General features: G+C 49.4%; 10 protein-coding genes. All 10 read right to left on the bottom strand.

Annotated elements, in window-relative coordinates:
- Window positions 1-60: 60 nt before the first annotated feature.
- Window positions 61-1,569: a phosphatase PAP2 family protein gene (locus H3H32_RS00630; protein ID WP_182460766.1), complete on the bottom strand. Its 1,509-nt coding sequence runs from the start codon at window positions 1,567-1,569 to the stop codon at window positions 61-63.
- A 94-nt stretch (window positions 1,570-1,663) separates the two neighbouring features.
- Window positions 1,664-2,581 (bottom strand): hypothetical protein, encoded by a 918-nt coding sequence (locus tag H3H32_RS00625; RefSeq protein ID WP_182460765.1) that lies wholly within the window; start codon window positions 2,579-2,581, stop codon window positions 1,664-1,666.
- Window positions 2,582-2,697: 116 nt separating this feature from the next.
- The gene (locus H3H32_RS00620) at window positions 2,698-3,927 is read right to left on the bottom strand and encodes a DUF3179 domain-containing (seleno)protein (RefSeq protein ID WP_182460764.1); all 1,230 of its coding nucleotides are present in this window, start codon (window positions 3,925-3,927) and stop codon (window positions 2,698-2,700) included.
- 18 nt (window positions 3,928-3,945) lie between these two features.
- Window positions 3,946-4,524, bottom strand: a complete 579-nt coding sequence (locus tag H3H32_RS00615; RefSeq protein ID WP_182460763.1) for a carboxymuconolactone decarboxylase family protein — start codon at window positions 4,522-4,524, stop codon at window positions 3,946-3,948.
- Between the two features lie 208 nt (window positions 4,525-4,732).
- Window positions 4,733-6,136, bottom strand: a complete 1,404-nt coding sequence (locus tag H3H32_RS00610) for a vanadium-dependent haloperoxidase (RefSeq protein WP_182460762.1) — start codon at window positions 6,134-6,136, stop codon at window positions 4,733-4,735.
- A 267-nt stretch (window positions 6,137-6,403) separates the two neighbouring features.
- Entirely contained in the window at window positions 6,404-6,994 is a 591-nt protein-coding gene (locus tag H3H32_RS00605) for a carboxymuconolactone decarboxylase family protein (protein ID WP_182460761.1), read from the bottom strand.
- A 141-nt stretch (window positions 6,995-7,135) separates the two neighbouring features.
- Window positions 7,136-8,356 carry an MFS transporter gene (locus H3H32_RS00600; RefSeq protein ID WP_182460760.1) on the bottom strand — a complete coding sequence of 407 codons (1,221 nt, stop codon included), beginning with the start codon at window positions 8,354-8,356 and terminating at the stop codon, window positions 7,136-7,138.
- Between the two features lie 19 nt (window positions 8,357-8,375).
- The gene (locus H3H32_RS00595) at window positions 8,376-11,168 is read right to left on the bottom strand and encodes a TonB-dependent receptor (protein WP_182460759.1); all 2,793 of its coding nucleotides are present in this window, start codon (window positions 11,166-11,168) and stop codon (window positions 8,376-8,378) included.
- A gap of 134 nt (window positions 11,169-11,302) precedes the next feature.
- Entirely contained in the window at window positions 11,303-11,884 is a 582-nt protein-coding gene (locus tag H3H32_RS00590; protein ID WP_182460758.1) for a carboxymuconolactone decarboxylase family protein, read from the bottom strand.
- A gap of 82 nt (window positions 11,885-11,966) precedes the next feature.
- The gene (locus H3H32_RS00585) at window positions 11,967-13,514 is read right to left on the bottom strand and encodes a vanadium-dependent haloperoxidase (protein ID WP_182460757.1); all 1,548 of its coding nucleotides are present in this window, start codon (window positions 13,512-13,514) and stop codon (window positions 11,967-11,969) included.
- Window positions 13,515-13,519 lie beyond the last annotated feature (5 nt).

The raw sequence follows: 13,519 nt of genomic DNA, 5'->3' as shown, positions 1-13,519 counted from the left end.
GAATTATTTCTCCATAAGAAAGGCGGGTATTTTTTCTAAACCCGAAAAAGGCTGATAACGCTACTTTGCCCCATCAGCCTTTGCGCCAGTAATGGCTAATTGCCCGATGGTACTTCCCAGCTTCGCGCCTTCTTCTGTATCAAAACGAAACTGAGTACCACTGTACAAGCCCGATATTGCGGCTTCAGTTGCTTGTGCGTTCAGGCGAGTAGCTTCGTCCGGAAACAAATAAGCCAGTACGGTAGCGGCTGCGGTCGAAACAGCAGCCCGATCGGCTACGTATCCAGGCGTATTGGGAATGGCCGTAGACGTTTTAATCGTCGGGTCAATCTGCGAAGGGCGTGGCACAAAATAAGTATACATTGTTTGCCAACTCGCGGTTGTTGCATCCTGCATCGCTCGATTTAGTAAAGCATAGGTTCGGGCTGTTCGTAACTCATTCTGCCCTTCCTGCCGGCTCAAATCCTCGACCAGAAAATTCCAAAGTCCCGACAGCGAATACGTACCGGGCCCATTATCCCAATAACTGGCAATACTCCACTGGTCGCGGGTACGCGAGCTGGCTATATCACGAACTTCACTCAGGGCTTTCTGAAACGTTGCCGATGTAGTGGCCGGTGGAACTGCAGGCGCTGCCCGAACAATGGCCGTTGAATCGTACCAGGTTTTTACTTTACCTGCCAATGGCAAAATAGGCGCGCGTTCGGGTAGCTCAGTACTTTTCCATTTCTGGTCGTAGGGCGCTTTAGCAAGCGTGGTTTGCCAACTGTTTGTTTGATCAAGAGCGGCACTAAAACGGTCGCTTTTCGCACGATCAATAACTTTAGCGACTAGCGTTGCGCCCAGGTCTTCACCCGCTTTGATGTCGCTGGGCACATTCCCTCCGGCCCATAGCCGACTTTGCTTATGTTCGGTGGCTTTCGCCTTAAGCCAGTTTAGTTCATTAGGAAATAAGTATGCCAACAGCTGACAGGATGCCTCTGCAATGGCCGCATCTTCGGATGGATAAGAAGGCACATCGAGTATGGGTATCCTCGCAACCACACCCTGCTGTTCCAGTGATGGTCGGTTATACTGATACTTAGCCCGCCATGCTACGACCAGCGCATCATACTGAGCAACACTCAACAAGGCATACACGCGGGCAGCGAAGGGCGGGCCCGCATAGGGATTTCCAGCATCGGCCGAGGTTGTCTGACCAGTAGCATAATCATAGCCGGGTGCCAGATTGTATTTTGCGACCAGCTGCCGGGCAATCTGATTCCAACGGATAGTCCCTCCCGCAGCCCAGTAGTTAACGGCTGTGTTCTGTTCAGGCGTGGCGGCTAATACGCCATTTTTCACATCCGAAAATTCCTTTTTATAGGCATCCGACGTAACCGCTACAGGTTGCGGAACCGTTATATCTGCCGCCGATTTCAGAATGATGGTTCGCCACGTTCCCCCATCGGCATCGACAGACGTAGGAACGATAAATGGTAGTACGCCCTCGTCGATAATCGGCTCTTTACAGCTTATCATCCACAGCAGAAACGTACTTAAGACAACTAAAAGACTACGCGTTTTCATTTGAATGACCTCACCCCAACCCCTCTCCTAAAACAGGAGAGGGGCTTTTTCATGCCCCGGAGTGTTTAAAAAGCATGAATCTTGTAGCGAACGACTAATTATTTGCGGTCCAGTGTCCAATGACTAAGCCCGCATTGATTTGTGTGCTTTTACCGATATTCCGGCCATCAAGTGTCGTGTTATAGCCTGCCGTCAATCCGAATTGCTTTAAGAGTCGCAAGTAAGCCGTTGCTCCAACCCGTGTAAAGCCGACAGCATTGGTTGGGAATGGAATACCAGGACCTATATTGGTCCCGTCGCTATGCGGTGTTTGGCGCTGCCCCCAAACATCTATGTTAACTACCTTCGACACAAAGCCCGCCCGGATGATCAGTTCCGTAACATCGGGCACATTGACTTTGGTACCGCTATTCGGATTTATCTGACTTGGGTCGTAGGTATTCACGATGTGGTCGAGTTTCACCTGCCCACGCCGAATGTAGCCGTATTGCCCGGTTATGAAAAAGTTGGGGGCTTTAAAATGCAATAGCGTTCGCCCATCCAGATTCTGCGATCCACGACCAATGGCTACCATCGCATCGTTCACATAGTGCTGCATAGGCATGGAATAGCCTACTGCAAACTCCCAGGAGAGTTTCGTCTTCCCAAATTTATAGTCATAAGCCTCCCACCGAAGCGTGCCGGTCAAATCCTGAAAGCCTTCCTGTTTCGGGAAATAGCCTGCGCTGGCCTGCGTGCGGACATAAGGGGCCGATACAATCAAATCAAGATCGTAGCCCAGGCCATAAGTACCCACTACTGTCACGGCCTGGGTAGTGACGGTACCAAGGTTAGGATTTTTTGTTTCGGTGGTATTGATGTAGTAGGTATCGTAGGTCTCTTGCGAGCCAAAGATGGCCAGGCTGGCTTTTCGTTGTCCCCGCATAAAGCCATCAATTGATCCCTGAGCATAGGTTTGCCGGGTAAGGCTCAACAAAAGACCAAGGCTAGTTATATAAGCTACAAATCGCATAAATCTAGGGTAGGTTATACAAAAGTAGCCGTTCAGCCGTAGCATCTGGCATCGATTGACGTTTTCCTCCTAAGTGGACACTAAAAAAGCCAGGCGATCGGCCTGGCTTTCTGTTCTTACTGAGTAATATCTCGTTCCGTATCAGGGTGAAAACTGCGCCACGAATGCCAGAATTCCTGATGTGCTTTGGGTATAGCCGTCAATCTCTGGCCGACCAATGCCCCTGCAATACAATGTCCACGCCATGTCCAGACAGATCCAGTTTCTTTATCCGTGAGTTTTTTGTTGGCGTATTGAAACTCGAGCGTTTTTACACCTACACGTCGGCTCCAGGCTCCAAAAGACACACTGTCGGGAGCCATTGTTAACAACAGCGGTTCATTTCCGAGCACGTCGTTTAAAATACGTTTCGTCTCCAGCGCATTCCAGTCATACGCTTTGCTGGCGCCTGATCGCTCAACACCAATGACCCACGATTTAGGTTTCCACGATGCGGAATCACGACGGGTGAGATTTCCTTTCGAGAGCCCTCGTTCGTAGTTTTTCATGCCGTCAAACTTCTCGGCAAAGGCAGGGTCGGCCTGCAACACACGCGTGTTGGGGTGTTCGGCAGCCCATTCTCCTAGTGTCATCTGACGACCTGTTAGCTCGGTTAAGCTTTTTCCTTTTAGCGGCCCTACAATAGCCTCACCAGTCGCCTGCCGCCACCAGCTACCCGTTCGTTTGTCTTCGAACATGGCATTGAAATGATCCATGCCTACTAAGCGAAACTCGTCGGCCTGTCCACGTACTACTGGGCTAAATACACGGCCTGTTCGGCAAACGGTACAATAGGTAATCATGACAGGTTCGCCACCTACCGTATCCCGGACCTGGTGATGATAGCCAATCAATTGTATTGGGTAAGCCGTTGCCTGCCCCATTGACTGATACCCCACAACAAGTTTGTTAAGCGGGATTTTATTCTCGCTCATTGGCACTACTCGTTTGTGAATAGGTTGCAAAAACATATGGTCGGCCATCATTTCCATATTGACCTGATAGAGCACGGCTCCATACAACAACACAAGGCCACCTGCCAGATAGCGATGCCATGTCCGACGTGGCTTTATAATGATCGAAAAGGCAGGATAGGCCAATAGCAGCAACCCAACGATTCGTAACCAGCCGATATTTTTGTGCAGCCAGTACGCCAGCTCGACACGCCCGAGTGAGGCAGGTCCCGATTCAGCGTCTGTAAGGCCGAGCTGACTGCCCGGAAAAGGCATGATGAAATAAACACTCATTACCTCAAGGATAATCAGCAGGAGAATGGGAATCAGAAAGAACAAAAACGAACGCTTCATCGAAAGAGGGTCAGGTGGTTAATGGGCTGGCGGCATGTAGTGATCTTCGTGGGTATACCCATACTCGGCTACTTTTTGAGCACGATACCGATACAAGGACGCATCTTCGGGAGCCCAGGTCGCCAAACCATCGACATACCGATTGAACATACAAAACGCTGCCGCAATCAGAACCGTATCGTGAATATCGTGATCGGTAGCGCCTTCGGCACGAGCCGCTTCAACTTGTTCTGGTGTTACCGACTTCCCTCCTTGCTGAACACTTCCGGCAATCGTCAGTAGTGCCTTAAGCTTGGGCGAGATTGCTGCCGATGCCGGATCGCATTTTACGGATTGAACAAGGCTCCAGTCTTCATCACCCAGATGATGACTAGCCACAGCACCGTGAATGGTCTGGCAAAAAAAGCAATCGTTCAATGAAGACACGTAGGTGGCAATCAGTTCACGCTCTCCTTCTGTCAGGCCCGATTCAGGCCGGTTTGCATTGGTCCGCAACAGCACATTGACCAGGCCGTTAAGTGGGCGGGCTGTTTCAGGACTAAACGCCATTGGCCCACGAATGCCGGGTAATCCGGCAGGTAATTCGATATGTGGCATTCTATAAATTGGTTAGGTTATGCAAACACCTGATAATGAATAAGGAGTAATGGATAATGGGTAATGATAAGTCGTTGGCTAGTAGTATTGAGTCGCTACCAATTATTCATTATCCATTATCCATTATCCATTATTCATTATCCATTATCCATTATCCATTATTCATTATTCATTATTCATTATCCATTATCTATCATCCTCAATTCAACTACTTCTCCCAGACTAGCTGGTTTACTTTACGACCGATGGCATAACCCATGCGTAATCCTTCTTCGCAGTCCATGCGGTAATGAACGCCTAGTACCACTCGGGAGTATGCATTCTCCTGCGCCATCTCATAAAAATTATTGAAACTACGAGGTGCTCCATTGAACTCAGTTCGTCCTTCATGGCAACGGTCGGTCATGGCATAATCGGGTCCATAAATATTCGTCAGAACCTCAGCCGCTACGCCCCCAAAACTGGAGTGCCCTGATGGATAAGACGGAAATGGTGGCGTAACACCGACCAGAATACTGATTGGATTATTCAAGCGGGTAACCCAGGTTGGATCAACCGTCTTGCGGATGTACGTAATAGGCCGCTCGATGTTATAGACGTACTTCGAATTCCAGCAAGCAACGCCAATATCGCTTAACCCCATTCCCACTTTTGCATAGGTATAAACGGCTTTATCCAGTGCAACTTTTTCTTTTACAACCACTTGTTGAGCAATGGCAATCCAACGCCCGGCAGGCTCAAATGTCAGCTTGTAAATATCATCACTCCAGAACTCCCCAATCCATTGCTGCTCTTTAGAGAGCGGGGTTGTGTTTGAATAAATTTCCAGCCCTTGCGCAAATAGAGTCGACTTCACATTCGTGCTATAGTCCAGCGGAGCTTTGGCTAGTTTGTCGGCTTCATTGGCCACGAAGGTTCTGACTTTACCCCAGTACGGCAACAATGCCCGGCCAAAATCGGGGGCAGTAGGTTGCCATTTACCAACGCCCGTTGGCGGCACATAATCAGTAGGCTGGTTACGCAAATAAGCGGCATCACCAGCGGCATCAGTTTTTGAATACGCCAGCACGGCCGAAGCTACATCCTGACCAAATTTTTTAGAGCGATCCAGCTCATCGGCGGCCCCAACAGCTACGGCCAGTTTTGTATGTAAACTATCGATTCGGGCTTTGTCGGCATCCACTACGTGTGGAAAAAAGCCTTTCATCATCAAGTAATAGGCTTCGTTTACAGCTACATCCCAACGATATACTTTACCCGATTCTGGCTTAGGAATAACAAGGCCTGAAAAAGCAGGGGCTATCGATCGGTAATTCGCCGAACCTGGCACAACCGTTTCATACGCTGCCAGCCCGATATACGCTAACGCCCGGGCAGCAACCGGTGGTCTGTAGCCAGGAGCATACCGCTCCACAGTCAGGAACAAAGTTGTCCATTGGTTCGATACGGAGGCATCGGTTGTACCCGCAGTTTGCACGGGAGCCACATCCTCCGTAGGTGATTTACAGGCAGCAACGATCCATAGAAAAGCGATGATTAACCCGTATTGACTGATTTTTTTTACATTAGTAAAGTTGATTCGGCATGTTTTTAAATGTGTAGGAAGATTCATGGTTGCACTTAATGTTTAGTGTAAAGACTAGTGAGTACTTGTGGGTATTCATGGCTAATACACTATGGGCTAAGTAAGGTCGATGAATAATATGTCCCCACCCGCAAAACAGGTGGGGAATACAAGTCACCTATGATATATATTGTTCAGAGAGCATCTTTTCAGATCCTCCCGTTATTATTTTCTTGTTCTACCTTCAGATATGGCATCTGATTTGCAGAGCGCAATAGTACCCCAGCCGCAAAGCAGCCGGGGACTATAACCAACCTATGATAAATTCGTAACAGGGCTAGCCACATCGCTAGCCGTTGCTTTTGGTAATTGATAGCCGAGGGTTCCCATCCGCTCGCCCATAGCCTCGTAAGCTGCTGGATCGGTGGGGGTTAGCGTTGCCAGACCGTCTACGTAGCGATTATACATGCAGAACGACGCGGCAATTAGTACGGTATCATGAATATCGCCATCCGTAGCACCCTCAGCGCGAGCTGCAGCCACCAGATCATTCGAAACAGTACGAGCATCGGCCTGCACATGACCGGCAATTGCTACCAATGCCTTCAACTTTGCCGAGATAGGAGCTGCCGTTGGATCGCTCAGAGTCAAATCAACCAGATCGCGCTGATCGGCATAGAGGTAGCGAGACGCAGCGGCATGACTATTCATACAGAATGCTGTCTGATTCTGCTTTGACACGAATGCGGCAATCAGTTCTCGTTCGGCATCCGATAGCGTACTATCGGGAGAGCCAGATCGTAGTAAAGCCTGTGCCAGATCGTAGAGATGCTGACCCGTATCGGGCCGATACATCACTAAACTCCGAATACCTGGAACACCATCTGGAAGCGGGATATGGGGCATACGTTAATGATTTTTAGTGAATAACTGAGTTGATGGTTTATTAATAATGGATAATGAATAATGTAAAATGACTGATATCAACAGACTAACAATCAACACATTGCCCATTATTCATTGTCCATTATCCATTAAAAAAAGACTCTATTTGCGCACCCAGATCGCACCGAAGGCAATCAGGAAAGCAGCTGAAAAAACAACTAATGCGTTACCAATTCCACCTAGTCCGGCTGTCAATGCGCCAATGAACAGCACAGCCGTAGCCGTAAACAACCGCCCGACGTTAAAGCAGAATCCAGTAGCCGTGCCTCGAATTGTTGCCGGAAATAAGGTTGGCACGTAACTTGACAACGATCCCTGACTTATACCAAAGAACAGCGAAAGCAATGCCAATTCGCCATAAACGACCGGAGAAAATGTACGATTAGTCAAAAAGAGTAAACCACAGGCTAGTATACACCCTCCGAACGTAAACAATAAGGTTTGCCGAGGGCCAAGGCGAGACACCAGAAACCCGGAGGCAACTCCACCCAGAATACCGCCCATACCCAAGAGCATCATGGTAATACCCCGCTCGGCCTGCCCCGTCTGACCAGGAGGCAATAGCGATTGTACCCAGGTTGGTATCCACGAAAAAATACCCCACAGGCCAATCAACACTGACCCAAAAATGATGGCTCCGCTGATCACATTGGCCTTATTCTCGACATTAAATAGTTTGTCGGTATGCGCTTTCGTTTGATTACGTCCTTGCTGCCAGCTCGCCGACTCGGGAAGAAAAAGTGCAATCAGTATAGAAATCGCTACGGGCAACACACCGATACTAAAGGCCACTCGCCAGTCACTGAAATTACTTGCCAGCCCACCCGTGGCAACAATACCAACCGGAAAGGCCGTTGCCAGTACACCCAGCGCAACAGGGCGCGACTGAGCAGGCCAGACTTCAGATAAATAGACGGTTGACACTAACAAAACTCCACCAACTCCAGCGCCGGTCAGTGCCCGTAGGAGCAGCAAAACATACTCATTCGGCACTACAGTGGTGGCAAGCATAGCCCCACCACACAAGGCAGTTGCCAAACCCAGCGCCCGCACACGTCCAATCGTATCCGCTAATGGGCCAAACAAAAACCCGCCAATCATCCAGCCGTAGAGAAAGGCCGCGCTTACCCATGCCCCAATTTCGCCCAACTTCTCTGGCGAAGCGTGGCCACCAAGCAGTTGAGGAATAGCCACGGGTAAATACGTTGCCATAAGTGTGCTGGCCGTCCCCCCGAACAGATAAGCCACCATACAGAGGCTAAAAGCTACCCAGGGCAACTTGGTATGTTGCTCTTGATTAACAGAAATCTGGGCTGTTTCCATAGCGATTTAGGTTGATAATTTATCGTCGTAATCCCTGATCAAACGTGAGCGACACATAATACAGACCACCTACGGCTGGTGAGCCATACGCCTGTACGATGTACTGATTCGTCAAGTTCGATGCACCAATTTTTAGTAAGGTTTTATACGTAGGCAGCTTGAGCGTTACCTGAGCATCAAGTAGGCTATACGCCTGAATTCGGCCCGGACGCAGGTCGTTAAACGAGCCTACCCAATCGAAAGCGTCCTGCCAATGCCAGGCGATATTGAAGCCAAGATTTGGGGCAATATTCCGATGACCAAGCGTCACGTTCGTTTTGAAACGGGGAGTGTTGAACGCCGGAATATTGTTTGGATCAGCGTTTTTCAGGTTAAAGTCCGACCAGGTTCCGTTACCTGTCAGTGTATATCCGCCAGCAGTAGCATACGTCAAACCGAGCGTTGCACCCTGCGCCGTAACGCGGTCGGGGGCGTTGGTGTAAAGCTGGAATGCCTGATAGTTTGAGTTCAGGATATCCTGTGCCGCTGCGGGGTTGATACTACCATCAGATGCTAAAGCGGGACTATTGGGGCGAATAACTACCGTATTCAGGATGAAATTGCGATAGGCGCCATAGTAATAATTGGCATCGAGCGACAACCGGCTCGTTAGTAGTGTACGATAACCTACTTCGAAACTCTGTACGCGTTCGGGAGCGATGTACGGTACATTTGATTTGACCAGTTTGTCCTTGTTATTCAGAACAGCCTGTTGTGGACCAACCTTGCCCACGTCGCCCAGGAAGCCGTTTACGAAACCGCCAATACTGGTCGAGTTGAACGAATTTTCGTAGACATTCATGCCCGCGCTATTGCTCGGTGCTCCACCCAAAATCGTGATTGGCCCAACATTGAGTTTAATAAACTGGTCGCTGGGGGTTGGGTTCCGAAAACCAGATTGAAATGACGCCCGGAAATGGTGCCGGTCGTTGGGCGAGAAAACCGCCGAACCACGGGGCGTAAAGTATCCTGCAAAGTTCTGATTCTTGTCGTACCGACCCGATACAGTCAACTTCAGCTTGTTTTCGAGTAGTGATTTACTCAATTGGGCAAACGTACCAAACTCGTTGTACTTAATCCGTCCGCCTTTATCATCGAACAGGGTTCCGTTGGTAAACAGGCTATACTCCCGGAAATTACCGCCTACCAGTAACTCCGTTCCGGTCAATCCAGCCGCAGCTAATGCCGAGGTGAAATTATACTGAGCATCAGCATGGTACATATTGGTTTGGCTCAGAATACCAGCGCCAGCCAATCCCTGAATACCGATCAAGCGTGCCTTTTGTTGTTCATATTCAGCAGAGCCAGGAAGCAAACGTCCCTGATCGGCAAAGGCACGGGCAGACGATTGATCACTCGCCGTTACGCCCTGAATTTTCCCCTGATAGGCCGCCGTATAGCGATCGAACCAGGTTTGGTCGGCTAGATTTGGCGCTACGACATTACCATTCAGGTCGCGTACCCAGGTCCGGTCAATTTGTTGCCCCAACGAACGAGTATTGTACGAATCGTGTGAATCCTCTTGGTTTGTATAACCACGTACGAAGAAGTTGTTGCCGCGCAGTTCAATTCGGTGTTGGATCAGCGAAAACCCATTGACAGAGAATCGGTTACTCCCGGTGTAGTTCGTTGTTCCCTTCGCGAAGTTGTAGGAATAAATTGCTTCCAAACCTGGCGTAATCCGGTAATGAAGGGCGCCATTCAGTTTGAGACTATAAACGTTATAATCCGTTAGATATCTCTCCTGATAGCCAGTCCGCGATACTTTGCCGATATCGGTAATCGTCCGGTTTATCTCATCGCCATAGATATTTAACCCATTATAGGCCGGATTATTTGGACCACGCTTATCGGCCGATGTGGTTGCATCGACATCTGTATAGTCTGTAGCAAACCAGTCGAGCCCTTTCATGTAGGAGGCTACCAGCTTGAAGGCCAGCTTGTTGTTAAATGCTTTAGCGTATCGAAAGCCATAATCCTGATACAGAGCCGCTCCAGTGTTCGAATCATTGATGTGATTTACACCCATCTTAACTTGCGCGCTTAAGCCCTGATACCGGAATGGGTCTTTACTAGTCATTAACAACGCGCCATTAAACGCAGCTGGACCGTATAAGGCTGAAGCAGCGCCAGGTACCAATTCAGCACTTTCTGCATCTAAATCACTCAGACCGAAGAGGTTCCCCATCGAAAAACCAAAACCAGCAGGTTGGTTATCGATTCCATCAATCAATTGCAAAAACCGGCTGTTACCAGTGCTGGCAAATCCCCGTGTATTGATTTGTTTGTAGGTCAATCCACTCGTAACCATATCGACTCCTTTGAGGTTGTTCAACCCTTCATAAAATGTAGCCGAAGGCGTTTCCCGAATGGCGCGCGAGTCCATTTTCTCAACGGTAACGGGAGCCCGTAAGATACTTTCCTCTACCCGCGAGGCAGCTACAACTACATCCTGTAAAGAATTGGTGGCAATCCGAAGCTTTACGTCAACTGTCTGATTTCCATCGGCTACAACAACCGTTTGAGCCTCATGGCCAACCATTGAAATCAATAGGGTGGTTGCACCCCGCTGGCTTGTTGGCAAGGAAAATTGTCCATTGGCGTCCGCAACGGCCCCATTCAATTGGCCTTTTACAAGCACACTGGCACCTGCGAGCGGTTGCCCGGTTTCACTATCTTTTACCGTGCCTGTTACTCGACGCGACTGCGCTAAAGCCGACCATGAGACAAGAAAATGAATCGCCAAAAGAATAAGTAGTTCCGTATATCTCATATAATTTTAAAAAGAGGAAGGTAAAAAAGGGGGTTGAACACCCAAAAACAGTGATTTTTAGGATAGAAAAATGTCAATAAAAAGGGGGCTAATCGCTTGAAGGATTCAGGCAATCGGGCCGTCAACGAATCGGCTTAACGTGTCATAGTCACAGCGTTAGAAGTTGAAACAGGGTACCCGCCCGGTGGCCGGACATAGCCACGCCCCGTAATCCGCTCGCCTAGCATCTGGTAAAATGCGGGATCGGTGGGGGCCACGGTAGCTAGTCCGTCAACGTATTTATTATACAGACAGAACAAGGCTGTAATCAGAACCGTATCGTGAATTTCATGATCAGTGGCTCCGGCTTCGCGAGCACGAGCTACTGCTTCGGGCGTTACGTCTTTCCCATTTTGCTGAGTAAGGGACGCAATCTGAAGCAATGCCTTCATTTTTTCACTGATAGGCGCTGTCTCAATATCGCGTTTCACAGCAAGTGCCGTTTCATCCTCGCCCAACAATAGGTCAGCTGCCTTCGTATGAGCTGCTTCGCAGAAGTTGGTACAATTGCGCGCCGATGTCAGTGCGGCAATCAGTTCGCGCTCCCCTTGCGACAAGGTCGATTCTCCCCGCAGCAAAATCTGCGTGAGTTCGCGGATGGGCATAGCGGTGTCTAAACGATATTCGAGCAAGCCGGTAATACCTGGCAACTGCTCCGGTAGTGGTATATGTGGCATAGTTTTGAATGATGAATGATGAATGATGAATGATAAATTATGAGTAATGAATCGACGTGAGAATTCATCATTCATCATTGTTTTACAGTCCCGATCCGTCGGCTTTGCCTCGTGTTATCGCGTAGGTTCCAATTTTGTTGCCATGATCCAGGCCACCATTCGAATCGAACCGGTAGTGAATCAGACCAAATACCCGCGATGTAGACGCTTCTACGGCTTCAGCCTGAAAATCAGCGGCTTTATCCGGGAAAATATAGGTTAGCACCGTGGCAGCAGCAGCCGAAAACGTAGAGTGCCCCGACGGATAGGATGGGAAGTTGGGTAACCCAACCGACGTTTTCATGCCAAATTGTTGCGGACGTGGATAGTAGTAGTAGTACTTGGCATCCCAGCAACCAATGGCGGCATCTTCCAGAGCCGTACCAACCAAGGCCAGCGTTCGGGCCATACGCACCTCGCTATATTTGGCTTCGTTAGCAGCATTCGCTGCGGTCCGGTGCCAGTGGCCAGGTGGTGTATAGCTACCAGGACCATCCGCCCAGTAGTTCGCAATCCGAGCCTGTTCGCGGGTTTGGCTTTTATTAATTCCTTGCAGCTCGGCCATATCTTTCTGATAATTAGCATCGTTGAGCGCTGGTGGTGCTGGTGGACGGATCTGGAGCAGGGTGGTTTTGTCGAAATTCCAGGTCGATACCGCACCGAAGTTCGGCAACATAGGTGGACGAGCGGGCGTTTCCTGACTTACCCAAACTTCTGTTAAACCACGCTCTTTAGCCGCCTGAATCATACCAGCTGTTACCGCCTGATTGTTAGCGGCACTCATACCATCGGTTTTAGCCCGCGCCATAACTTTGGCAGCCGCCTGGTTACCCAGATCAACCCCAGCTGCCAGATCACTGGCTACGTTCATACCTGCCCATAGCCGACTATTCTGGTGCTCAGCCAGTTTAGCTTCGATAAAGGGCACTTCGCCCGGAAACATCGCTTTCAGAACAACCGCCGAAGCTGCCGCTACTACGGCGTCTTCCGATGGATACGTTGGCAACGCAGAAACAGGTAAAGCAACCCGAACCGTAGCATCGACTTTCGAAGGGGCAACCCGATTAAACTTGTATTTATAACTCCAGGCGGCTACCAGTGCATCGTATTGGGCAACACTCAGGTAAGCCAGCGCACGAGACGCATAAGGTGGATTGGCAAACGGAAACTTGGGGTCAGCCAGTGGGTTAGCCGCATCCGGCACAGGGTATTTACCATCTGGTGTCGACGCTGGGGGTATGTTATAACGAGCACACAATTCGCGGGCAATCTCGTTCCAACGATAAACAGCACCCGCTCCCCAATACACAACAGCTTCCTGCTGCTCCTGACTTAAGCTAGCTGATTTCGATTTGAGGTCGGTTAATTCAGCCTGATACGTCGACGACGACGTACTAACTGGGGTTGCTACCGTGACATCGGTAGGCGCGGTCAGGACATAGGTTTTCCAGTTACCTGCTTTTTCATCGATGCTCGCTGGCGTATAGCCTACACGCTGAGGTTCCGAAATACTTTTATCACACGAAACAAAAGCAATTGACAAGCTGGCTACAAGACTGCCAATGGCCAGAATTCGATTATATTTTTTCATGATTT

The sequence above is a fragment of the Spirosoma foliorum genome, from assembly GCF_014117325.1.
Lineage (GTDB): Bacteria > Bacteroidota > Bacteroidia > Cytophagales > Spirosomataceae > Spirosoma > Spirosoma foliorum.
The sequence above is the reverse complement of the archived record's forward strand: the minus strand, read 5'-3'. Positions and strand labels throughout refer to the sequence as shown.

Excerpts from the sequence above, each read along its gene's own strand:
- H3H32_RS00605 (WP_182460761.1), bottom strand. The coding sequence starts at position 6,994 with ATGCCCCATATCCCGCTTCCAGATGGTGTTCCAGGTATTCGGAGTTTA.
- H3H32_RS00590 (WP_182460758.1), bottom strand. The coding sequence starts at position 11,884 with ATGCCACATATACCACTACCGGAGCAGTTGCCAGGTATTACCGGCTTG.
- H3H32_RS00615 (WP_182460763.1), bottom strand. The coding sequence starts at position 4,524 with ATGCCACATATCGAATTACCTGCCGGATTACCCGGCATTCGTGGGCCA.
- H3H32_RS00630 (WP_182460766.1), bottom strand. The coding sequence starts at position 1,569 with ATGAAAACGCGTAGTCTTTTAGTTGTCTTAAGTACGTTTCTGCTGTGG.
- H3H32_RS00600 (WP_182460760.1), bottom strand. The coding sequence starts at position 8,356 with ATGGAAACAGCCCAGATTTCTGTTAATCAAGAGCAACATACCAAGTTG.
- H3H32_RS00620 (WP_182460764.1), bottom strand. The coding sequence starts at position 3,927 with ATGAAGCGTTCGTTTTTGTTCTTTCTGATTCCCATTCTCCTGCTGATT.
- H3H32_RS00625 (WP_182460765.1), bottom strand. The coding sequence starts at position 2,581 with ATGCGATTTGTAGCTTATATAACTAGCCTTGGTCTTTTGTTGAGCCTT.
- H3H32_RS00585 (WP_182460757.1), bottom strand. The coding sequence starts at position 13,514 with ATGAAAAAATATAATCGAATTCTGGCCATTGGCAGTCTTGTAGCCAGC.
- H3H32_RS00595 (WP_182460759.1), bottom strand. The coding sequence starts at position 11,168 with ATGAGATATACGGAACTACTTATTCTTTTGGCGATTCATTTTCTTGTC.
- H3H32_RS00610 (WP_182460762.1), bottom strand. The coding sequence starts at position 6,136 with ATGAATCTTCCTACACATTTAAAAACATGCCGAATCAACTTTACTAAT.